Origin of the sequence: Aureimonas sp. AU12, assembly GCF_001463705.1 — a bacterium.
Lineage (GTDB): Bacteria > Pseudomonadota > Alphaproteobacteria > Rhizobiales > Rhizobiaceae > Aureimonas.
Map to the genome: position 1 here is coordinate 31,843 of NZ_BBWH01000048.1, position 21,639 is coordinate 53,481.

The following is a 21,639-nucleotide window of genomic DNA, read 5'->3' on the forward strand; positions in this document are numbered from 1 at the left end:
ATCAGCGTCGAACGATCGTCGCCTTGTCGCGCAGCTTCTTCAGGTACGCCTTGTCCGGCTCCTGCTTGCCCATCGCCTCGAGATCGTTGGCCTGGAAGACCATGGCCGCGGTCTGGTCGTCGGACACCGAGCGCGTGTCACAGACGGCGATGAACTCGATCCCGCGTTCCGTCTCCTGCGCCTTCGTTACCGAACCGCGGCTGCTCGAGGACAGCTCGTCCTTCCAGCGCGGGGGCAGTTCGGGCTGGGCGACGCGGCCGAGATCGCGCACCGTCACGTCGCGCAGACCCTTGGCGACGTCGTAAGTCGCCTGGCAGTTGGTGAAGCGCTGGCGTAGGTTGTTCGCTTCCGCCATGCGGCGGCTCATCTGGGCGCCGCGCTTGTCCTGCGGGATGACGAAGATCACCTGCTGCAGCGTGTACTCGGTGGTGCTCGGCTTCTTGCCGCCCTCCTTCAGCATCCGCTGAACGACGTCCTGCTCCGACAGGCGCTCGGTCTGCCGCACGTTGGCGACGACGGCCTGGCCCCATCCCATCTGAACGCGAATGTAATCCTTGAAGCCCTTGGCCGAGAAGCCGGAGCGGCCGAGCACCTCGGTCAGCTGCGCCTCGGTCAGCTTGTTGTCCTTGGCGAAGCGTCCGAAGGCCTCGTCCACCATCGGGTCGGGAATGGCGATGCCGCGACGCCGGATCTCCTGCGACTTGAGGGCCTCGTCGATGAGTTCGTTGGTCACCGCCTCGTTGCCGCCCGGCGCCCGGCGCAGTTTCATGAACGCGGCACGCTGGCTGATCTGGTAGGAGGTGATCGGCACCTTGTTGACGATCACCTTCACCTCGGATGCGGCCTGCGCGACGGCGGCCGGCACCGACACCGTCGACACGCAAGCGAGCGCGAGTGCGGAACAGAGCGCCCAGCGCCCGACAGTCAAACGTGCGGACATGATCTCGGTGTCTCCCGACCGGCGGCTCCCGCGAGCCGAATGCCAAATTCCATCCATCGCTCCTAGCGACAGGCTTTGGCAAAACAATGATGCTTTATCCGACTTCAGTCCGAAGATCCAAGCCCATAGCCGACGCCGAGTTCGCCGAGCGTGCGCAGGCCGAACTTGAACATCACCTTCGTCTCGGACGAGGCGAGATTGTAGCGATCGCTCGTGTTCTGGTATTGCGCGATCAGGCTGAAGCACTCGTCGGCGTAGCCGACGCCGAGCGTGCGATCGATCACGGCGCTGTTCTCGATGTCGTAGGAGAGCGAACCGAAGGTCTTGATCGTGTCGGTGACGCGCACGGTGGCCGAACCCGTCACCTGGTTGCGATCCTCGGCAAACCCATAGATCGGCTGCGCCGCGATGCTCGAATAGGTCAGCGCCGTGTCGACGCGCTTGTAGGAGAAGCCGCCCATCAGGTCGGTCCGCTTCACGTCGAGGGACTTCTCGTCGAAGCGACCCTGCGCTCCGAAATTGAGGCCGAACGGCGTCGTCAGGGCGATGGCGGAAACATAGTCGGAGCGATCGGTCTCAAGGCCGGAATCGAAGCCGACGAGCGCGAGGTCGACCTGCGAATAAGGGTTCTCGCCCGCCAGATGATAGGACTGGCCGGCGACCGCATCGATCGTGTAGCCAGCGCCGAAGACGCCTGAATACTGGACGCCGACATTGGCGCGGGTGCCGCCCTCGATCCGGTCGTAGCCGGAGAACTTGTCCTCGTCGAAAAGGTTCAGCGCGTTGAAGACGAGGCTCTGCGCGTCTTCGTTGGGAAACCGGCCGGCGTCCATTTCGTCGGGACGCACGAGGATCTGGCCGATCGGCGTGATGACGTGCGACGCGTTCGCGGTCTCGATCAGGTAGGGATAACGGGCTTCGAGGCCGGCCGTGACCATGCCGCGACCGCCGGCCTCGTCCACGTCGATGCCGCCGAGACCCAGGGGATCGGCGACGTAGGGCAGCCCCTGCGCGCTCATGTCGGCGCGGTAGAGGTCGCCGCGCAGCGACGCCGATGGCGTGATCTGCAAGCCGCCATCGGTGGTCAGCGTCCGGCGCCAGCGTGCGTCGAAGCTGGCACGCGAATAGTCGCCCTCCAGCGCGTTGCGGCGGAAATGGTCGGTGCGGAACGGGAAGCCCGACGACGTGTTGCAGAGACCGTCGACGAGGAACTGCGACTGGCAGAGAAGAAGGAAGCCGGGGCTCGTCTCGTCGCGGCGCAGATGCGTGATGTTGGCGTCGAACTGGAGCTGGCCGCCGAGAACCGGGTTCTCCTCGATCCGCTGATAGTCCAGCGTCGGGAAGACGTAGGGCTGAACGTCCGCCGTCAGCGTGTTCTCGGTCTGGACGTCGAATTTCTGCGCCCTCAGGTCGAAGAAGGTCTGGTCGCCGAGACCCGTCAGATAGATCTCGGACGTGTGGTAGAGCTGCGAGAAATTCTCGATGTCGTAGACGTTCGAGAAGTTGGAGTCGCTCTGCGCCAGGACGTCCCAGCCGAAGGTCCATTGCTCGTTGATCGCGAAGCGGCCGGTGGTCCCGATCATCGCGCGATCGGTGTCTGCGGGATCGAAGGCCGCGAGGACGCCGTCGGAGCGGTTGTCGCTGAACGCGCCGGGATCCATCTGCGCGATGCCGGCGGTCTGCAGCGTGAAGTAGCCGTTCTCCGTCGCCTTGCGGTACTCGGCCTCTGCCAGGAAGCCCTGCTTGGTGAAGACCGTGCCGGCCACCGTTGCGTCCGACGTCTCGTCGATCGCAAAATAATAGGGGATGCGGACGCCGAAGCCGGTATCAGACGACGACTTGAAGCTCGGCGGAAGCAGGCCGGACTGGCGCTTCACGGTCGGATCGGGCGAGGCGAAGTAGGGCAGGTAGGCCAGCGGCTTGCCGAACAGTTCGAAGCGCGCGCCGTAGTAGCGGATGACCTTGGCGTTCTGGTCCCAGACGATGCGCCGCGCCTTCACCTGCCAGAGCGGCGGGCGATCCGGATTTTTCTCGCAGGCTTCGCAGGCCGTGTAGATGCCCTGCTCGAATGTCGTGACGCTGCCGTCCTGACGCACGGCCTGGCCGGCCGCGAAGCGGGTGTTGTCGGGCGTCTCGATGCGCAGCGCCCGCACGAATCCGTTGGCGAAATCGTCGGTCAGGTCGATCGAGTCGGCATAGATCCGATTGCCGGTCGGCTCCACGAGCTCGACGTCGCCCGACGCCACGAGGCGCCGCGACTTCTGGTCGTAGACGATGTTGCGCGACACCAGCTTGTAGGCACCGTAGTCGATCTGGATGCCGCCCGCCGCCGTCACGACGCCCTTCTCGCTGTCATAGGTGACGGTGTCGGCTTCGAGGAAGAGCTGCGTCCCCTCGGGCACCGAGACGTTGGCGCCGAGTTCGCCCAAGCCTGCCTGCGCCCGCGCGGGCGAAGCGGCGACCACGATCGCCACCAGCGCCGTGCCGGCCAGGAGCGCGCTCATTGCCACGGACCGTCCCCCGGTCCGGGCGAGGCGCGAGTTCCCCCTCGCTGTCATTCTAACCATCCTCTTGATGGAGCAGGATCGTCACCCCGAACAAACCTGCCGCCACGACCGGAAACCACGCCGCAACGATGGGCGGAATCACGGAATTGCTTCCCAGCGCCTGAGCCAGGAACGTGATGACGTAAAGCACGAAGCCGGCGGCGACGCCACCGACGATCATTCGGCCGGATTGGCCGATACGGGTGTAGCGAACCGCCACGGTTGCGGCCACGAGCGACATGGCGACGAAGAGCGCGGGACGCGCCAGAAGCGCGTGGAAGCGCATGGCGAAGGCCTCGGCGTTGTAGCCCAGGCTGCGCGCGATCTCGATCTTGCCGCCGAGCTCCCAGATGGAAATCGCCTCCGGGTCGGCCAGACGCTGCTCGACATACTCGGGAAGCAGCGTCGTCGGCAGGCGGATCTGCGTCTCCTTCACCGGTGGAAAACCGATCCGCGTGACGGTCGGATCCTCGATGATCCAGGCGCCGTCGCCCAGTCGGGCCCGCGCCGCGTCGATGCGCTCCTCGACGATTCCCTCGCCGCTGAGAATGAAAGCGGTGACGCCGCCAAGCTCTGCGCCGCCCGCCGAGACGGCCTTGGCGCCGATGATCGATTCGGTGCCGTCGCCGTTCTGGCGCAGCCAGGGCGCGCGGTCGCCGTTGCCCGACGAGGTGACGCCGCCGGTCATCGTCTCCAGCCGGGCCGACTGGCCCTGCGCATAGGCTGCGAGAGGGTTGTAGAGGGCCACCGAGCCGACGCCAAGCAGCAGCGAGCCGACGATGAACGGCGCCAGCATCTGCCAGACCGAGACACCCGAGGCGCGCGCCACCACCAGCTCCATCTTTCGGTTCAGGGAGACGAGCGTGAAGATGGACGAGAAGAGGATGATGAAGGGGAAGGCCTGCTCGATGAAGGCGGGCACTCGCAGCGCCGAGATGGTGGCGATCGTGGCGAAGGAGACGTCGGACCCCGATCCCCGGCGGCTCACCTCGATCATGTCGATCAGGTAGGTCAGCGCAAAGACGGCGACCAGCGTCGAGCCGAAGCTGACGAGGAAGCGGCGCAGGAAATAAAGATTGAGAGTGCGCCTGCTCATGCGCCGGGCGTCCTGCCTTCGAAGGCCGCGGTGGGCAGCATGCGCATGATCCGCACCGACAGAGTGTAAAGGCCGGCCGAGATCATCCGGACCAGCTTCAACTCGGTGACGTTGACGTTGCGCCAGACCAGCCAGAGATCGAAGAGGATCGCGGCGACCGGCAGGGAATAGACCACCCAGACGTAGCGCACGTCGCCGCTGACGAGCGACAGCGAGACGAAGCCGAGGGCCTTGAGCGCCAGCGCGCCGGCCAGGCCGACGCCCATGGCGGGGCCGGGGCCCTGCCGGTTGGTGCGGGGATGCCCGGCAATGATCAGCGCCCAGAGCGTGAAGGCGAGCGTGTAGAGCCAGTCGGTGCGGCGCTGCGCCAGCTCTTCGGCAAACTGGTTGGGATGAAGCTGGAACACCCGGTCGTTGGGATCGGGGTTCAGGAGGTCGCGCGTCGAGCGCTCCGACATGCGGATCCAGTCGCCGGTTTCGACCGGGCGCAGGTTGGCGAGGTCGAAGGCGTAGGTCTGGAACTCGATGATCGACACCGCCCCGTCGGCGACCGTCTTGCGATGGAGCTGGCCGTCGTCGAGCACGAGATAGGATTGGCCCTCGCGTTCGATGATGGTCGCCTCGCGCGCGAAATAGGTGAGGTCGAGGGCGGGATCGCGCGTATCCGACAGGAAGAGGCCGCGCACGTTGGGACCGCGCGCCTCGTCGATGCTCATCACCAGACCGTCCTGCACCCGCTCGAAACGGCCGGGACGCAGGAAGAGGCTGATGGCGTCGGCATTGATGGCGCGAATGCCGTTCTGGAAGGCGCTCGAGGCGGCGGGACCGACGACGTTGGAATTGAACAGGACGATGGCCGCGCCGATGAAGCCGAGAATGAGGATCGGCTTGGCGATGACCTTGCGCGAGCCGCCGGCCGCCGCGATCACCGCGCGCTCCGAATCGGCATTGAGCGAGTTCAGCGCCTGGATCGAGCCGATGAGGATCGCGAAGGGCAGGACGCCGGCCGCGAGATCGGGCATCAGCATCAGCGCGATCCACAGGATGTTGCCGGCGGCCGTCGCGCTGGTGCGCACGATGTCCAGCCGCTGCAGGACCTGAACGATCCAGACGATCAGGACGAGCGCCGCAAGCGAGCCGGCGCTGAACGCCAAGGCCCGTTTGAAGATGTAGCGTTCGATGAGTTTCATCCGATGGTCGTCTCGGCAATCCTGTTCCGGCCGCCGGCATCCGGCGCAGCGTGGCATACGCCGGGGCGCAACACGTCTGGCCCGACTAGGGTGACCCAGCTTGGCTAAAGAAGGGCGAACAGGGATGGTTAACTGTTTCTAAACGGCGAGGCCACCCTTGCATTGGGCGCGCCGACACACAGTATGAGCACCGTGGCCGCGCTGCCGCGCACCTTCGCGTGACGCAACGCAAACGGCCTTTCGCATTCGCTGACCGCACCGGAGACGACATGTCCGCCAAGCCGACCATTCAGTTTTCGTCGCTCGACATGCCGGGCTCGGGTGTCCTCGTCTTGCTTGCCGGCGACGGCGGAGCGCTGCCCGCATCGGTGCCCGCCGACGCGGCAGGCCCGCTGCAGAAGGTGCTCACGGTGGCCAAGTTCAAGGGACGCAGCCTGTCCGTCGTGGAAAGCATGGCGCCGGCGGGCTCGCCCTTCGACCGCATCGTCGTGGTCGGCACCAAGGGGGAGGGCGCCTTCGGGGAGGAGGACTGGCTGAAGCTCGGCGGAACGATCTTCTCCAAGCTCAAGGGCGCCGAGACGGTCTGCGTCTGGACCGAAGGGGCGGCGGCGTCCGCCTCCGCCACCGATGTCGCGACGATCGGTCTCGGCCTGCTGCTGCGCGCCTACAAGTTCGATCGCTACAAGACGAAGAAGGCCAAGCCCGGCGAGGAGGAGGAGCAGAGCGAAACGGCGATGACCGTGACGCTGGCGACCGCCGATCCCGATGCGGCGCGAGCCGCTTTCGCCGCGTCCGAGGCCGTGGCCGAGGGTGTCGCGATGGCGCGCGATCTCGTCAACGAGCCGACGAACGTCCTGACCACCACTGACTATGCCGACCGCATCGCGGCGCTCGCAGACCTCGGGCTCGAGATCGAGATCCTCGACGAGGCGAAGATGCGAGAGTTGAAGATGCTGGCGCTGCTCGGCGTCGCGCAAGGCTCGCCGATGCCGCCGCGTCTCTGCATCATGCGCTGGAACGGCGGCACCGAGGGTGACGCGCCGATCGCCTTCGTCGGCAAGGGCGTCGTCTTCGACACCGGCGGCGTCTCGATCAAGCCGGCCGCCGGCATGGAGGACATGAAGGGCGACATGGGCGGCTCGGCCGCCGTGGTTGGCCTGATGGCGACGCTCGCCCGCCGGTCTGCCAAGGTGAACGCGATCGGCGTCGTCGGACTCGTCGAAAATTCCGTGGACGGGCTGGCCCAGCGCCCCGGCGACATCGTCACCGCCATGTCGGGCACGACGATCGAGGTGCTGAACACCGACGCGGAAGGGCGCCTCGTCCTCGCCGACGCGCTCTGGTACACGCAGGAGCGCTTCAAGCCGCAGTTCATGGTCAATCTCGCGACGCTGACCGGCGCCATCATCGTGGCGCTCGGGAGCGAGCACGCGGGCCTCTTCTCCAACAACGACGAACTCTCGGCACGCCTGCACGCGGCGGGTCTCGCCACCGGCGAGAAGGTCTGGCGGATGCCGCTCGGGGCTGCCTACGACAAGATGATCGAGGGCAAGTTCGCCGACATCAAGAATGTCGGCAACGGTCGCGCGGCCGGCTCCATCACCGCCGCGCAGTTCCTGCAGCGCTTCGTCAACGACGTGCCTTGGGCGCATCTCGACGTGGCGGGAACGGCGATGGGATCGCCCGCCAACGAGTACAACCAGTCCTGGGCCTCGGGCTACGGCGTGCGCCTGCTCAACCGGCTCGTCGCCGATCACTACGAAGCCGGCTGATCGCCGCCGTCGGGATGGCCGAGGTTCTGTTCTACCACCTGACGGAAAGCCGGCTCGAGGAGGCGCTGCCCGACCTCCTCGAGCGCTCGCTCGCGCGCGGCTGGCGCGTCGTCGTCCAGGCGCGCACGGAAGAGCGCCGCGACGCGCTCGACCAGCATCTCTGGGTCTATCGCGACGATGCCTTCCTGCCGCATGGATCCGACGGCGACGGGACCGGCGCGATGCAGCCGATCCTCCTGACCGTCGATCCCGAGCAGCGGGCGAACGATCCGCAGGTCCGTTTTCTCGTGGAGGGGGCGGTGCCCGCAACGCTGGAGGGTTACGTGCGCGGGGTCTACCTCTTCGACGGACACGACGGCGAACAGCTCGCGTCGGCGCGCAAGCGTTGGACGGTCGAGAAGGCCGCCGGCCACGAGGTCACCTATTGGCAGCAGACGGAAGACCGGCGCTGGCAGAAGAAGGCTTGAGCCCGGCCTCGTCCGGCTCGACGGAGGCCATGGCGCTGCCGTCGCCGTCGCCGAGGAAGGCCAGGACCGCCGCCGCATAGCCTTCCGGGTCTTCGACGGGCGCGGAATGGCCGACGTCGGGCAGGATCACGAGCTTCGCGCTCGGGATCGTCGCCGCCATGTATTCGGTGTGGCGACGGCTGATCGCCTCATCGTGCTCGCCGATCACGATCTCCGTGGGCACGCCGATCGAAGCAAGATCCTCGGCCGAGAAGTTCGGCTCGTTGGCCCAGAGCGCGTGGATCTCGTCGGCCACATCGTCGTAGTGGCGCATCTCCGGCACGATCGCCGTCGCCGCATCGTAGTGCTTCACCCCGTCCGGCGAAGCGTTCGCCGCCTGCACGAACAAACGCGACAGGCGTTCGGGATGGTGGATCGCGATATCGAGACCGATGATCCCGCCGTCGCTCCAACCCACGAGCGCCGTCTGCTCGATCCCCAGCGTATCCAGGAGTTTCAAGTAGTCGTCAGCCATCAGGTCGTAGGTGATGGGCACTTCGCTGCGGGTGGACCGGCCTTGGCCACGGCTGTCGGCGAGGATCACCTGATGATCGGCCGACAGAGCATCGAGCTGCGCGCGCCAGACCCGCGAGTCCGACAGGCCGCCGTGGATCATCAGGACCGGCGAGCCGTGCCCGTAGACCCGGAAGAACATGCGGATGTCGTTGACGTCGGCAAAACCGACCTGGGTCGGCTCGGGGGCGGACGCGAAAGCGGAGACGTCACGGTTCGTCGATCCGACGAGGACGAAGGCGGCAAGGGCCAGTCGTGCGGCAGGGCGAAACATCACGACCTCCTGTTCGGCCGTTCCATCACGAGAACGCGAGGGATGAACAGCCGACGGCCAAGACTAGTTCCGCGCCCCGCTGCCCGCAATCAGGCCAACGGCGCTTCTCCCTTAAACTTTCAGCAACCTCACATGCAGCAAGAGGCGGACAGCCTCACTCGGCCGCCATCGCCTCGTCGTGCTCGGTTGTGAAGTCGAGCCATTCGCCTTCGGCCTTGGCTAGGGTCTTCTCGGCATTGGCCTTCTGCTTGGCGAAGTCCGCGGCCTTGGCCGGCTCCTTGGTGTAAAGCGCGGGATCGTTCAGCTTCTCGTCGAAATCGGCGATGGTCTTCTGCAGCCGCGTGATCTGGATCTCCAGCCCGGAGATCTTCTTCTTCAGCGGCTTGAGCGCCTCGCGCCGCTCGGCCGCGACGCGGCGCTGATCGACCTTCGAGAGCACCGGCGCCATCTCGACCACCGACACGGACTCGCCCTGGTTGCCGCCGCCGGCGCGCGCGCCGGAGAGGATCAGCTTCTTGTAGTCCTCGAGATCGCCGTCGTAGCGTGAAACCGTGCCGTCGCCGACGATCCACAGCCGGTCCATCGTCGCCTCGACCATGTGGCGATCGTGGCTGATCAGGATGACGGCGCCGGGATAGTCGTTCAGCGCGCGCACGAGGCTTTCGCGCGCTTCGATGTCCAGATGGTTCGTCGGCTCGTCGAGGATCAGGACGTTCGGCGCGTCGATCGTCGCGAGGCCCATCAGAAGGCGCGCCTTCTCGCCGCCCGACAGGCTATCGGCGACCGTGTCCATCTTCTGCGTCGGCAGGCCCATCTGCGCGACGCGCGAGCGCACGCGAGACTCCGGCGCATCCGGCATGAAGCGGCGCACATGCTGCACGGACGTCTCATTGGGGCGCAGGTCGTCGATCTGGTGCTGCGCGAACATCGCGATCTTCAGGCCGGGGGCACGGGTGATCGTGCCCGCCTGCTCCTTCAGACGCTCGGCGAGAAGCTTGGCGAAGGTCGACTTGCCGTTGCCGTTGGCGCCGAGCAGCGCAATGCGGTCGTCGGCGTCGATGCGCAGGTTCAGCCCGCGCAGGATCGAGCGCTCGGCCGAATAGCCGACCGAGACGTTTTCCATGCGGATGATCGGCGAGGCCAGCACCTTCTCGGGCGTCGGGAAAACGAAGGGCGTGACATTCTCCTCGACGATCGACTGGATCGGCTGCATCCGCTCCAGCGCCTTGAGGCGCGACTGGGCCTGCCGGGCCTTCGAGGCCTTGGCGCGGAAGCGCTCGACGAAGGCCTCCATGTGCTTGCGCTCGGCGGTCTGCTTGACGATCGACTTCTGCAGCAGCTCCATCTTCTCGGCACGCTGGCGCTCGAAGCTGTCATAGGAGCCGCGATAGAAGACGAGCTTCTTCTGGTCGAGATGGATGATGGCATTGACCGCGTTGTTCAGGACGTCGCGGTCGTGGCTGATGATGAGCACGGTATAGGGGTAGCGGGAGACGAAATTCTCCAGCCAGAGCGTGCCTTCGAGATCGAGATAGTTGGTGGGCTCGTCGAGGAGGAGGAGGTCCGGCCGCGAGAAGAGCACGGCCGCGAGCGCCACGCGCATGCGCCAGCCGCCCGAAAACGAGGCGACCGAACGCGCCTGCGCGGCTGCGTCGAAGCCGAGGCCATCGAGGATGGCGGCGGCGCGCGCCTCCGCCGAATGGCTCTCGATGTCGGCGAGCCGCATGTGGATATCGGAGATGCGCGCCGGATCCTTGGCCGTCTCGGCTTCGGCCAGCAGCGCCACGCGCTCCTCGTCGGCCTGCAGCACGATCTCGAGCAGCGAATGCTCGGTACCCGGCGCCTCCTGCGCCACCTGTCCGATCCGGGTGGTCTTCGGATAGGAAACGTTGCCCGTCTCGGAGGCGAGGTCGCCGGTGATCACCCGGAACAGCGTCGACTTGCCCGCCCCGTTGCGACCCACGAGCCCAGCCTTCGTCCCCGTGGGGATCGACAGCGTCGCATGGTCGATGAGGAGGCGTCCCGCGACGCGTGCGGACAAGTCGTTGATCTGAAGCATGGCGGCCTTTTCGCACGTGCGAGCGCGCAACGAAAGTGGTCTTGGAAATCAAGTGGTGCCGTCGTTATAAATCGGCATCGCAAGAGAGCGAAGCGTCCGTCCGCATCATCTGCGAGCCGCGGGACGAATGGATGGACGGCGCGCACGAGACGGCGGGCGCGGGTACGGCGTCACGACCCCAGAACCACCCCCGAGGACCATCCCGATGACCATAGCGCTTTACGATCTCGTCGGCCGCGATGCGAGCCGGCCGTTCTCGCCGCATTGCTGGAAGGTGCGCATGGCGCTGGCCCACAAGGGGCTGGAGGCCGAGGTGCTGCCGGTGCGTTTCACGCAGGTGCGCAATGTGGAAAACGGCACCGATCGGACGGTGCCGGTGATCCGCGATGGCGAGACGGTGGTGCAGGACAGTTTCGCCATCGCCGAATATCTCGACGAACGCTACCCCGAGCGTCCCGCTCTGTTCGGCGAGCCGGGCGGGCGGGGGCTGGCCCGCTTCGTCGAGAGCTGGTCGCAGCGCACGATCCACCCGTACATCGTCTCGGTCGCCATCCTCGACATCCATGCCCTGCTCGACGAGGAGAACCAGCGCTTCTTTCGGGAGAGCCGCGAAAGCCGGTTCGGTCGGCCGATCGAGACGGTGCAGGACGGGCGCTCGCCCGAAGCGCTGGCCGCCTTCTCGAAGACGCTCGAGCCGCTGCGAGCGACGCTCGCACGCCAGCCTTTCCTGGCCGGCGACGCGCCGATGTTCGCCGACTACATCGTGTTCGGCGCGTTCCAATGGCATCGCGTCGTGTCGGATTTCGCGCTTCTCGACACGGGCGATCCCATCCACGAATGGTTCGAGCGGTGTCTCGACCTGCACGACGGCCTCGGGCGTTCTGTTCGCGCCGCCGCCGGTTGATCGCCCGCGCGGGCCGGCTTGCTGCCGGGGAAGGGCGCCGCTATAGAGCGCCCACCTCCTTTCAACCCGATCTCGATTCATTCAAGGAACAGAGCCTATGGCGATCGAACGCACCTTCTCTATGATCAAGCCCGATGCGACCCGTCGCAACCTGACCGGCGCGATCATCAAGATGCTGGAAGAGGGTGGCCTGCGCGTCGTCGCTTCCAAGCGCGTCTGGATGAGCCGCCGCGATGCGGAAGGCTTCTATGCCGTGCACAAGGATCGCCCGTTCTTCGGCGAGCTGGTCGAGGGCATGTCGGCCGGCCCAACCGTGGTGCAGGTGCTCGAAGGCGAGAACGCCATCGCCCGCAACCGCGAGCTGATGGGCGCCACCAACCCGACGCAGGCCGCCGACGGCACGATCCGCAAGGTCCATGCCCTTTCGATCGGCGAGAACTCGGTCCACGGCTCCGACGCCACGGAAACCGCAGCCGAAGAGATCGCCTACTGGTTCTCGCAGACCGAGATCGTCGGCTGACATCCTGCATCATCGCCGACCACGATGCGGCGGCCTTCGGGCCGCCGTTTTCGTTTGTGGGGGAGCCGTTGGCGGGGGCGGGGCAGAGCCGCCTTTCGCGAAGCCGACGCGGCGGGCGCCGTGCCGCCGACAAGGCTTGCCGCGATATATGACACCTGTATGAATGCTGGGGTCTCGATCACCCGAACGTCGTCGACGAAGGCCACCGATCTCTCGCCGGCACCTCGCCGCGCGGCGGTGGGTCGGTTGCTCATGACCTGTCGCCGGCCTGCCAGGATAGGAACCGCATCGATATGCCTGTGATCTCCATCGGATCGTTGAAGAGCGGCGGAACCACCACGCTGGCTCTGACGATCGCGAGCGCCCTGGCTTATGCGGGTTGCCCGGTGCTGCTGGTGGATGCCGCCCGCGCCCCGGATCTCACGCGATGGTCGCGTCGCGAGGGGTGTCCGGCCGAGATCGAGGTGGCTCGCCTCCAGACGTCGGATCAACTCGAGGACGTCGTTCGCGAGGGTGCCCGGCGGCGGCGTCTGGTGATCATCGATGCCGGGTTCAAGCGCGATCGCCTGCGCCGTGCGGCGGCGCTTGCCAGCCTCGTCGTCATCCCCGTCCGATTCTCGCCGCTGTCGGTGGCCGCCGCCGTCGACACCGATCGGCTGCTCGACGCCGAGGCTTCGCGCCGGGTCTTCGTGGCCTCGGCCGTCACGCCCATTCCGAGCCGGATCGCCCGAACCGTCGAACGCGAATTGACGGCGCGCCGTACCTATCGCCTGCCGGCCGGGCTGGGTCTTCGCGCTGCCTTCGAGGCGCCCTTCCTGCTCGGTGGCACCGTCCACACGCTGTCGCCGGACGCGGTTCCCGGGCTCGACAAGGCGCGCCGGGATGCCGAGCATCTTCTCCTCGAACTCGAGATGTTCGGGCTCAGACGCCCGGTGCGCAACGCCGAGCCTCCGCTCGCCGATGCCCTCGTCGCCGTCTCGCGGCATCTTTCGGTGCCGGCAGGCGACATGCTGCAGACCGCCTGAGTTCGGGATCTGTCGCTGGTCTCGTTGAACGAGAGACGGCCGGTTCGGTGCTGGCGACCCGCTGCGTCGGCAAGCTGACCACTCTCGCGCCTGCAGCCGTCCCGCCCTGAATGTCTCGGGAAGGAAGGATGCCGCCACCCGCGGCCGGTTCGCATTGGAACCGACGTTCTAGACCTTGTGCCAGCGGTCGGCGGCGTGGTCGTCCGTGTCCTTGGCCTCGACCCAGGCGCCGACCGTTCCGTCCACCAGATGTTCGCGCTTCCAGAAGGGCGCCTTCGTCTTCATGAAGTCCATGACGAAAGCCGCGGCCTCGAAGGCTGCGGTGCGGTGGGCCGAGGCGCAGGCGACGAAGACGATCTCCTCGCCTGGGCGCACCTTGCCGAACCGGTGGATGCAGCGCAGCGCCATCAACGGCCAGCGCGCGGCGGCCTCGAAGGCGATCCGTTCGATCTCGCGCTCGGCCATGCCCGGATAGTGTTCGAGTTCGAGCGCGGCGAGGCGTCCGCCCTCGTCGCGGCAGTAGCCGGCGAAGGTGACGACGGCGCCGGCCGATCCGTCCGGGGCGGCGTTCGCGGTCTCGGCGGCGATGTCGATGCGCTCGGCCTGAACGGAAATCGAGGGAACCACGCCCTCAGCCGCCGGTCATCGGCGGGAAGATCGCCACCTCGCGGCAGTCGCCGAGCGGCTCGGAATGTTCGGTATGCTCCTGGTCGAGCGCGACGCGGACGATCTCGGGCGCCTGGAGCGCCGCCGCGTAGTTCTCGCCCCGGCCCTTCAGCCAGAGCAGCAGATCGGTGACGGTGACGACGCCGGCGGGGAGGGCGACCTCTTCGGAATCGAACCCGACGCGTTCGCGCACCCAGGCGAAATAGACGATCTTCATTGCCCGATCCTCCTTCGAGACCGGCCGGCGGCCACGCGGGATCGTGGTGCGGCGCTCAGACGTCGATATGGCGCAGTCCGGCGCGGAAGTAATCGTAGCCGGTGTAAAGCGTGATGAGCGCGGCGATCCACAGAAGGGTGATGCCGGTCTTCGTCACGAAGGGCACGACCAGATCGCCGGCAGGGCCCGCGAGCAGAAAGCCGATCGCCACCATCTGCGTCGCGGTCTTCCATTTGGCGAGCCGGGTGACGGGGACGGAGACCTTGAGTTCGGCCAGATACTCGCGAAGGCCGGAGACGAGGATTTCGCGGCAGAGAATCACGATCGCCGCCCAGGTCGACCAGCCGGCGATCGTGCCGTCGGCCGCAAGCAGCAGCAAGGCGGCGGCGACGAGGAGCTTGTCGGCGATGGGATCGAGCATGCGTCCGATCGTCGATGTCTGCTGCCAGGCGCGGGCGAGATAGCCGTCGAGCCAGTCGGTGAGCGAGGCCACCACGAAGATGCCGAGCGCCCACCAGCGGGCGGTTTCCGACCCGTGCAGCCGGCCTTCGACGAAGAAGCACACCACCACGAGGGGCACGGCGGCGATCCGCGCATAGGTCAGGAGGTTGGGAAGGTTCAGCGCCTTGGAGGCCATCAGGTCAGTCCGGTTCGGGGAGCGTCGGCGGGGTCGGCGGCGGTCGGTGTGCTGATCGCCTGTTCAATCCTGCGGTCGCCGCCGCGTCAACATCGCGCGGGCGATTCCCGTCGGGAACAAGCCGAGATCGCACCGCGACGCGGCGTTCACTGGCGCTCGTGGAAATGATCGTAGACGATCTTGGCGATCGCGGCCGAGATGCCCTCGACTTTGAGGAGGTCGTCGAAGGCGGCGCGCGACACCGCCTTGGCGGTACCGAAATGGTGGAGCAGCGCCCGCTTGCGGGTCGGGCCGATGCCGCCGATCTCGTCGAGCGGGTTCTTCGTCAGCTCCTTCTTGCGCTTGGCGCGGTGGGTGCCGATGGCGAAGCGATGGGCTTCGTCGCGCAGGCGCTGGACGAAATAGAGGACGGGGTCGCGCGGCGGCAGCGTGAACGGCTCGCGGCCCTCGACGATGAAGCGCTCGCGGCCGGCATCGCGGTCGACACCCTTGGCGACACCGATCGTGGTTACCTTGTCGGCGATGCCGAGCTCCTCGAGGATCTTGCGCACCGCCGAGATCTGTCCCTTGCCGCCGTCGACGAGGACGAGATCGGGCCAGGCCGGCATATCCGCGGAATCATTGGTCTCGGGCGTCTCCGGGTCGGGCGCGGGCGCGGCCGGCGCGGGGCCGTCCTCGCCGTGCTCCTTCATCAGGCGCGAGAAGCGGCGCGTCATCACCTCGCGCATCATGCCGAAATCGTCGCCCGGCGTGATGTCGGTGCCGCGAATATTGAACTTGCGATACTGGTTCTTGGCGAAACCCTGCGGTCCCGCGACGATCATCGCGCCGACCGCGTTGGTGCCCATGATGTGGGAGTTGTCGTAGACTTCGATGCGGCGCGGCACCTGATCCAGTGCGAAGGTCTCCTTGAGGCCGGCCAGAAGCCGCGCCTGCGACGAGGTTTCCGCCAGCCGTCGGCCGAGCGCCTCGCGGGCGTTGGAGGAGGCGTGGTCGACGAGATCCTTCTTTTCGCCGCGCTTGGGCACGGCGATCTCCACCCGGCGGCCGGCGCGGGTGCTCAAGGCGTCGGCGAGCAGCGCGGCATCCTCGACCTCGACGGGCAGAAGCACGAGCGAGGCGGTCGGCTTGTCGTCGTAGAACTGCGCGATGAAGGCGCCCAGCACCTCGCCGGGCTCCAGCGAGGGGTCGGCCTTCGGGAAGTAGGCGCGGTTGCCCCAGTTCTGGCCGGTGCGGAAGAAGAACACCTGGATGCAGGTGAGACCGCCTTCCTGATGGATGGCGAAGACGTCGGCCTCCTCCACCCCGTGCGGATTGATGCCCTGGTGGCTCTGGATATGGGACAGCGCCGACAGGCGGTCGCGGTAGACGGCCGCCCGCTCGAAGTCGAGCTCCTCCGACGCCTCCTGCATCGCGCCGGCGATCGAGCGCTTCACCTCGCCCGAGCGGCCCGACAGGAAGCCCTTCGCCTCGTTCACGAGCTCCCGGTAGTCGTCGGTCGAGATCTCGCCGGTGCAGGGGCCGGAGCAGCGCTTGATCTGGAAGAGCAGGCAGGGCCGGGACCGGGTCTCGTAGACGCTGTCAGTGCAGGTGCGCAGCAGGAAGGCGCGCTGCAGCGAGTTGACGGTGCGCCCCACCGCGCCGCCCGAGGCGAAGGGGCCGAAATAGCTGCCCTTTCGCGAGCGCGCGCCGCGATGCTTGAAGATCGCTGGCGCGGCATGATCCTCGGAGACGAGGATGTACGGAAAGGACTTGTCGTCGCGCATCAGGACGTTGAAGCGCGGCCGCAGCCGCTTGATCAGGTTGGCCTCGAGGAGAAGCGCCTCGGTCTCGGTGCGGGTGGTGACGAACTCCATGTGCCGCGTCGCGCGGATCATGCGGGCGATGCGGTTGGTGTGGCCGACGAGCCGGGTGTAGCTGGCGACGCGCTTCTTCAGCGACTTCGCCTTGCCGACGTAGAGAACCTCGTTGGCCTCGTCGAACATGCGGTAGACGCCGGGGCTGTTCGGCAGGCGCCGCACGAAGGCCGCGATGAGTTCGGCGCCGATCAGCGTCTGGTCGACGTCGCGCCCGCCGTCGTCCCAGACGATGGCGGCGACGAGCGACGCCACGCTCGATGGCAGGGGCGCGGCTTCGCTCTCCGCCCCGTCGTCCAGGTCGAGATCCTCGTCGTCTTCGTCAATGTCGGGCGTCAGGTCGTCGGTCATGTCGTCTTCGCTGGGGAGGCGAGGCTGGAGGCCGCGCGCCCGATATCGTCGCAAACGCGGGCGCCGGTTGCGCCGTTTCTCGCCGGGCGCTCGAAACAGGCTGGGCACCCGCGCTCCCCTTATATGATTCTCGGTCGCCGCAATTGCAGGGGCAAACGCGGCGGGAGGAGGGCGCTTCACCGCATCCAAGGCGCTGGGCGTCGTTCACGATGGCGCAAGAATTCGGGAGGTGTCACCGCGCTGCAATTGGCGGAACGCTCGCGGCACGCCATATTGTGGCTGTAGCAAGGCTTGCAAATGTCAACCGCACTGCGGTGAATTTCGTAAGCGCTCCTGCTGGAACGAGCGGTATCAGGCCGTCGTTCGCCCGAAGTCGAGTTTGGAAAAGCCGTACGCTTTTCAACGGAGTTGGATCATGAAGGTGTTTCGCACCTTGATCTTGAGTGGATCGATCGCGCTGCTGACGGGCTCCGCCTTCGCGGCCGATGCCGTGCTGCCGGAAGCCCCGATCGCGGCTCCGCAATCCACCTATACATGGTCCGGTCCCTATGCCGGCGGCTTCGTCGGCTACAATTTCGCCCATCTCGACCAGAGCGGCGGTGCCTCGTTCAGCGGCGAGGGCGTCGTGGGCGGCGTCTATTCCGGCTACAATCTCCAGACCGAGCGTTTCGTCTACGGCGTCGAGGCCGATATCGGTGCCTCCGACGTGGATGCGGGCGGCTTCAACGTGGCGACGGGCGTTCCGATCTCGGCCGACTCAACCGCCTTCGGTTCGCTGCGGGCACGCGTCGGCATCGAATACGACCCGATCCTGCTCTTCGCCACCGGCGGCGTCGCGGTCTCGAACCAGACGCTGCATCTCGGCGGTCTCGAGGACGACAACACCCATGTCGGCTACACGGTCGGCGCCGGCGTCGAGGCGAAGGTCGCGCCGGGCGTCACCTCGCGCGTCGAGTATCGCTATTCGGACTTCGACGCCAAGGACTACGATCTCGGCAACGTCACGGTGTCGTCGGGCTTCGACGAACACTCGATCCGGGCCGGTCTTGCCCTAAAGTTCTAAGCTACCCGTTATCCCGTCGATGAAACCAGAACGGCGCCTTGAGGCGCCGTTTGTCGTTGTGCGGTCCGGCATGTAGATGGCGCCGTGCGATCGTCGTTATCGGCACGGCGACTATCGAGACGACGAACGTCGTGGTCGGTGTGGTGTCGGTTCCCTGCGCCCCGACTGGCAGCGCGAGGGCGCGGACGCTGCCTCAGGCCTGCGGGATCATCTCGGCATAGTCGGGATGCTCGCTGGCGAAACGCTCCAGCCAGGCTGCGAGACCGGGATTGCGCGTCTCGAAGGATCCGGGGAAGCGCAGCTGTACCCAGCCGAGATCCGAGGCAACGGCGAAATGCGCGAGGTTCAGTGCGGCGGGAAGCGCGGCGACCTCGTGTTCCAGCGCGTCCAGCGCCCGGTGCGCCCGGCGCCACTGCTTGTCGACCCAAGGCTGGTGCCGCTTCTCTTCCGGCCGGTAGCGCACCTCGTAGAGCGTCGCCATTACCGCCTCGGTCATCCCGTCGGCCAAAGCCTCGACGCGCTTCGTCCGGGTCCAGGCCTCCAGCGTCTGCGGGATGAGAAGATTGCCGCTGGCACGGTCGAGATACTCGCAGATCACCCGGCTGTCGTAGAGCGCGCTGCCGTCGTCGAGGATCAGAGCGGGGATCTTGCCGACCGGATTGACGTCGACGAGATCGGCCCCTTCCGCCGCGGTGTCGGTCGGCACGCAGTCAAGCTCGAAGCCGCAGAGATGCGCGGACATGCGCACCTTGGAGGAGTAGGGCGAGGGCCGGGAATAGAGAAGTTTCATGCGGGCGCGAAATCCGTCGGACGGTTGCGGGCGATGCGGAGCGCTCAAAAGCGGCGCAGCGACTCGCAGTTGGCGCCGTAGACCTTCCAGTCGTCCAGCCCGAGAACGCAGCCTTCGGCACGCCAGCTGACGCCGGCAAAGCCCATCGGGTATTCGACGACATAGTAGACGGTGCGACGCTCGCCCGTCGAGATCAGCGCGGTGCCCTGGCAGTAGCGGCGCTCGATTTCCTTATACCCGCCGAGCGGCTGGTAGGACTTCTCGTACAGTTCGGAAAACTCGACGATCGCGAGATCGGCGGGGATCATCCGCGGCGCACCGTATTCGAACTGGTCCTCGACCTGCGCGATCACGCGGGGATCCTCGCAGCTCGGCACGAGCGCGCTGATGCCGACCGCGGCCGGCTGGCGCGAAGCCTCGTAATAGTCCGCTGCCGTCGCCGGCAGGATCGCGGCAAGGCTGAGGGACGAGGCGAGAAGGGCGGCGAGGCTGCAGCGCATGGCGGGTTTCCCACGTCGGAAGGTCTGGCTCCGCCGTGCGGATCCATAGGTCATGACCGCTTATATTGCACTCGGATCACTCCGCGGCCAGCGCAATGATGCCACAATCGCCGCGCGATCCCCGGCCCAACACCGGGACGAGCGCCCGCATGATCGCCGCTGCGTCGCTTCGAAAGGTGAAAGGCGGGTTCACGACGACGAGGCCGCTGCCGATCAGCCGCTCCTCCGGGCTGAAGGGCTCGCGGGTGAAATCGGCCGCGACGATGTCGGGAATGCCGCTCTCGCGCAGAAGCTCGTGGAACCGCCGATACTGCGACTCCCGTTTGATCGGATACCAGACCGCATAAACGCCGCCCGGCCAGCGATCGTGGGCCCGGCGCAGGGCCTCGACGATCCGCTCGATCTCGTCGGTCAATTCGAAGGGCGGGTCGATGAGCACGAGGCCGCGCTTTTCCTTCGGCGGCACATGGGCCCCGAGCGCCAGCCAGCCATCGAGCTCGATCGTCTTGACGTGCGGGTCTCCCGCGAAGGTCTCGGCCAGCGCTTCGGCATCATCGGGATGCAACTCGTAGGCCGAGAGCCGGTCCTGCCGCCGCAGCAGGCGCCGGGCGATGAGCGGCGAGCCGGGATAGGCGGCCGCCCCGAAGTCGGCGCGCACGTCCTCGACGGCGAAGCGATAGCTGGCGAAGAGCGGGTCGTTCCAGACGGGCGAGGCGACGAGCTTGGTGATGCCGTCGATGGGTTCGCCGGTGCGCGACGCCTCGTCGGCGCCGAGATCGTAGAGCCCACGTCCGGCATGGGTGTCGTAGACCCGGAACGGCTTCTCCTTGCGCTTCAGGTAGTCGAGGAGGTTGCACAGGAGCGCGTGCTTGACGACGTCGGCGAAGTTTCCCGCGTGGAAGGCATGGCGATAGTTCACGAAATCGGCCCCGAAGACGCAGCGTTCAACGCCTGCATGCTGCAACGCGGAGCCGAAGCCCCATCTGAGCGTTTCCTATCGCGAAAACCGCCTTTCGCGAACCGAATTCAAAGGGGCATCCATGGTGCATTCCAAGCTGTTCGAACCGTTCGACCTCGGACCGATCCATCTGGCCAACCGCGCCGTCATGGCGCCGCTGACCCGCTCGCGCGCCACGTCGGACGGCGTTCCGAAGGACATGCATGTCGAGTACTACCGCCAGCGTGCAGGTGCCGGCCTCATCATCAGCGAAGCCACGAACATCAGCGTCGAGGGGCGCGGTTATGCCTGGACGCCCGGCATCTATTCCGACGAGCAGGTGACGGCCTGGAAGAAGGTCACGGACGCCGTGCACCAGGAGGGCGGCAAGATCGTGCTGCAGCTCTGGCATGTCGGCCGCATCTCGCATCCCGACCTGCAGCCCGGCGGCGCCGCGCCCGTCGCGCCGTCGGCCGTCAAGCCCGAAGGCAAGGCCTTCACCGAGGAGGGCTTCAAGGATCACGAGACGCCCCGCGCGCTCGAAGAGTCCGAGCTGCCGCGCGTCGTCGCCGACTACGTGAAGGCCACGCGCAACGCCCGCGCCGCCGGCTTCGACGGCGTTGAGGTTCACTCGGCCAATGGCTACCTGCTCGACCAGTTCCTGCGCGACGGTACGAACACGCGCACCGACCGCTACGGCGGCTCGGTTGAAAACCGCATGCGCTTCCCGCTCGAAGTCGTCGATGCCGTGGTCGCGGCCTGGGACAAGGAGCATGTCGGCATTCGCATCTCGCCGGTGACGGTGATGGGCGGTTCCTCGGAGAGCGACCAGCAGGGCCTCTTCAACGCCTATGTCGAAGAGCTCGCCAAGCGCGACCTTCTCTACATGCACGTGATCGAGGGTCAGACCGGCGGCGATCGCGGCAAGGACGGGTTCGACTACGAGGCGATCCGCCAGCGCTTCGGCGGCGTCTACATGGGCAACAACGACTACGATCTCGACCTCGCGCTGGAGCGCCTCGGCGAGGACAAGGTCGATCTCGTCTGCTATGGCAAGCTCTTCATTTCCAACCCCGACCTCGTCGCCCGCCTCGAACTCGGCGCGCCGTTGAACGAGTGGGACAAGGACACGTTCTACGGCGGCGACGAGAAGGGCTACACCGACTACCCCGCGCTTTCGCAGGAAGAGCGCGCGCGCTACGCACAGGCCGCCTGACGCCGAAGGCGACGACGGACGGGAAGGGTCGGCATCGCATGCCGGCCCTTTTTCACCTGAT

Annotated in this window: 20 protein-coding genes; 7 read left to right on the forward strand and 13 right to left on the reverse strand. The window is 66.7% G+C overall.

What is annotated here, in order from left to right; genetic code table 11:
* Position 1 precedes the first annotated feature (1 nt).
* The 4 genes from AUL33_RS19140 to AUL33_RS19155 form a co-directional block, all read right to left on the reverse strand.
* Complete coding sequence (locus AUL33_RS19140; RefSeq protein WP_062212174.1) at positions 2 to 940, reverse strand: peptidylprolyl isomerase; 939 nt, start codon at positions 938 to 940, stop codon at positions 2 to 4.
* A 104-nt stretch (positions 941 to 1,044) separates the two neighbouring features.
* The gene (locus AUL33_RS19145; RefSeq protein WP_244492353.1) at positions 1,045 to 3,444 is read right to left on the reverse strand and encodes an LPS-assembly protein LptD; all 2,400 of its coding nucleotides are present in this window, start codon (positions 3,442 to 3,444) and stop codon (positions 1,045 to 1,047) included.
* 55 nt (positions 3,445 to 3,499) lie between these two features.
* A complete protein-coding gene (gene lptG / locus AUL33_RS19150) occupies positions 3,500 to 4,582 on the reverse strand; it encodes an LPS export ABC transporter permease LptG (RefSeq protein ID WP_062212177.1) in 1,083 nt (360 codons plus the stop codon).
* Positions 4,579 to 5,772 carry an LptF/LptG family permease gene (locus AUL33_RS19155; RefSeq protein WP_062212180.1) on the reverse strand — a complete coding sequence of 398 codons (1,194 nt, stop codon included), beginning with the start codon at positions 5,770 to 5,772 and terminating at the stop codon, positions 4,579 to 4,581. The genes lptG and AUL33_RS19155 overlap by 4 nt, the downstream gene beginning before the upstream one ends.
* A gap of 269 nt (positions 5,773 to 6,041) precedes the next feature.
* Here AUL33_RS19155 and AUL33_RS19160 point away from each other — a divergent pair, with 269 nt between their 5' ends.
* Together AUL33_RS19160 and AUL33_RS19165 are read left to right on the forward strand one after the other, a co-directional pair.
* Positions 6,042 to 7,544 carry a leucyl aminopeptidase gene (locus tag AUL33_RS19160; RefSeq protein ID WP_062212183.1) on the forward strand — a complete coding sequence of 501 codons (1,503 nt, stop codon included), beginning with the start codon at positions 6,042 to 6,044 and terminating at the stop codon, positions 7,542 to 7,544.
* A 14-nt stretch (positions 7,545 to 7,558) separates the two neighbouring features.
* Positions 7,559 to 8,011, forward strand: a complete 453-nt coding sequence (locus tag AUL33_RS19165) for a DNA polymerase III subunit chi (protein ID WP_062212186.1) — start codon at positions 7,559 to 7,561, stop codon at positions 8,009 to 8,011.
* Here the strand turns inward: AUL33_RS19165 and AUL33_RS19170 are convergent.
* Positions 7,962 to 8,705, reverse strand: coding sequence for an alpha/beta fold hydrolase (locus AUL33_RS19170; RefSeq protein ID WP_374754452.1), 744 nt, complete (start codon positions 8,703 to 8,705; stop codon positions 7,962 to 7,964). The two genes, AUL33_RS19165 and AUL33_RS19170, sit on opposite strands and share 50 nt — an antisense overlap.
* Positions 8,706 to 8,991: 286 nt before the next feature.
* Complete coding sequence (locus tag AUL33_RS19175; protein ID WP_062212189.1) at positions 8,992 to 10,896, reverse strand: ABC-F family ATP-binding cassette domain-containing protein; 1,905 nt, start codon at positions 10,894 to 10,896, stop codon at positions 8,992 to 8,994.
* A 205-nt stretch (positions 10,897 to 11,101) separates the two neighbouring features.
* On the opposite strand from AUL33_RS19175, the gene AUL33_RS19180 reads away from it, so the two are divergent.
* The 3 genes from AUL33_RS19180 (at position 11,102) to AUL33_RS19190 (ending at position 13,345) form a co-directional block, all read left to right on the forward strand.
* A complete protein-coding gene (locus tag AUL33_RS19180; protein ID WP_062212192.1) occupies positions 11,102 to 11,800 on the forward strand; it encodes a glutathione S-transferase family protein in 699 nt (232 codons plus the stop codon).
* 97 nt (positions 11,801 to 11,897) lie between these two features.
* Positions 11,898 to 12,320, forward strand: coding sequence for a nucleoside-diphosphate kinase (gene ndk / locus AUL33_RS19185; RefSeq protein ID WP_062212195.1), 423 nt, complete (start codon positions 11,898 to 11,900; stop codon positions 12,318 to 12,320).
* A gap of 293 nt (positions 12,321 to 12,613) precedes the next feature.
* Positions 12,614 to 13,345, forward strand: a complete 732-nt coding sequence (locus AUL33_RS19190) for a ParA family protein (protein WP_062212198.1) — start codon at positions 12,614 to 12,616, stop codon at positions 13,343 to 13,345.
* A 168-nt stretch (positions 13,346 to 13,513) separates the two neighbouring features.
* On the opposite strand, the gene AUL33_RS19195 is transcribed toward AUL33_RS19190, so the two are convergent.
* The 4 genes from AUL33_RS19195 to uvrC all read right to left on the reverse strand — a co-directional run bounded on the left by AUL33_RS19195 (position 13,514) and on the right by uvrC (position 17,072).
* On the reverse strand, positions 13,514 to 13,972 hold the full coding sequence (locus AUL33_RS19195) for a molybdenum cofactor biosynthesis protein MoaE (protein ID WP_062212201.1): 459 nt from the start codon (positions 13,970 to 13,972) through the stop codon (positions 13,514 to 13,516).
* Between the two features lie 4 nt (positions 13,973 to 13,976).
* On the reverse strand, positions 13,977 to 14,228 hold the full coding sequence (gene moaD, locus AUL33_RS19200; RefSeq protein WP_062212204.1) for a molybdopterin converting factor subunit 1: 252 nt from the start codon (positions 14,226 to 14,228) through the stop codon (positions 13,977 to 13,979).
* Positions 14,229 to 14,283: 55 nt separating this feature from the next.
* On the reverse strand, positions 14,284 to 14,865 hold the full coding sequence (gene pgsA / locus AUL33_RS19205; RefSeq protein ID WP_062212207.1) for a CDP-diacylglycerol--glycerol-3-phosphate 3-phosphatidyltransferase: 582 nt from the start codon (positions 14,863 to 14,865) through the stop codon (positions 14,284 to 14,286).
* Between the two features lie 146 nt (positions 14,866 to 15,011).
* Positions 15,012 to 17,072 (reverse strand): excinuclease ABC subunit UvrC, encoded by a 2,061-nt coding sequence (uvrC, locus tag AUL33_RS19210; RefSeq protein ID WP_082652744.1) that lies wholly within the window; start codon positions 17,070 to 17,072, stop codon positions 15,012 to 15,014.
* A gap of 415 nt (positions 17,073 to 17,487) precedes the next feature.
* Here uvrC and AUL33_RS19215 point away from each other — a divergent pair, with 415 nt between their 5' ends.
* Positions 17,488 to 18,135, forward strand: a complete 648-nt coding sequence (locus tag AUL33_RS19215; protein WP_062212213.1) for an outer membrane protein — start codon at positions 17,488 to 17,490, stop codon at positions 18,133 to 18,135.
* A gap of 193 nt (positions 18,136 to 18,328) precedes the next feature.
* Here AUL33_RS19215 and AUL33_RS19220 read toward each other — a convergent pair whose 3' ends face one another.
* The 3 genes from AUL33_RS19220 to AUL33_RS19230 all read right to left on the reverse strand — a co-directional run bounded on the left by AUL33_RS19220 (position 18,329) and on the right by AUL33_RS19230 (position 20,344).
* Positions 18,329 to 18,925 carry a glutathione S-transferase gene (locus tag AUL33_RS19220; protein WP_062212215.1) on the reverse strand — a complete coding sequence of 199 codons (597 nt, stop codon included), beginning with the start codon at positions 18,923 to 18,925 and terminating at the stop codon, positions 18,329 to 18,331.
* 44 nt (positions 18,926 to 18,969) lie between these two features.
* Positions 18,970 to 19,425, reverse strand: coding sequence for a hypothetical protein (locus AUL33_RS19225; RefSeq protein WP_156419500.1), 456 nt, complete (start codon positions 19,423 to 19,425; stop codon positions 18,970 to 18,972).
* A gap of 76 nt (positions 19,426 to 19,501) precedes the next feature.
* Complete coding sequence (locus AUL33_RS19230) at positions 19,502 to 20,344, reverse strand: 23S rRNA (adenine(2030)-N(6))-methyltransferase RlmJ (protein ID WP_062212365.1); 843 nt, start codon at positions 20,342 to 20,344, stop codon at positions 19,502 to 19,504.
* A gap of 121 nt (positions 20,345 to 20,465) precedes the next feature.
* Here AUL33_RS19230 and AUL33_RS19235 point away from each other — a divergent pair, with 121 nt between their 5' ends.
* Positions 20,466 to 21,578, forward strand: coding sequence for an alkene reductase (locus AUL33_RS19235; RefSeq protein WP_062212221.1), 1,113 nt, complete (start codon positions 20,466 to 20,468; stop codon positions 21,576 to 21,578).
* Positions 21,579 to 21,639 lie beyond the last annotated feature (61 nt).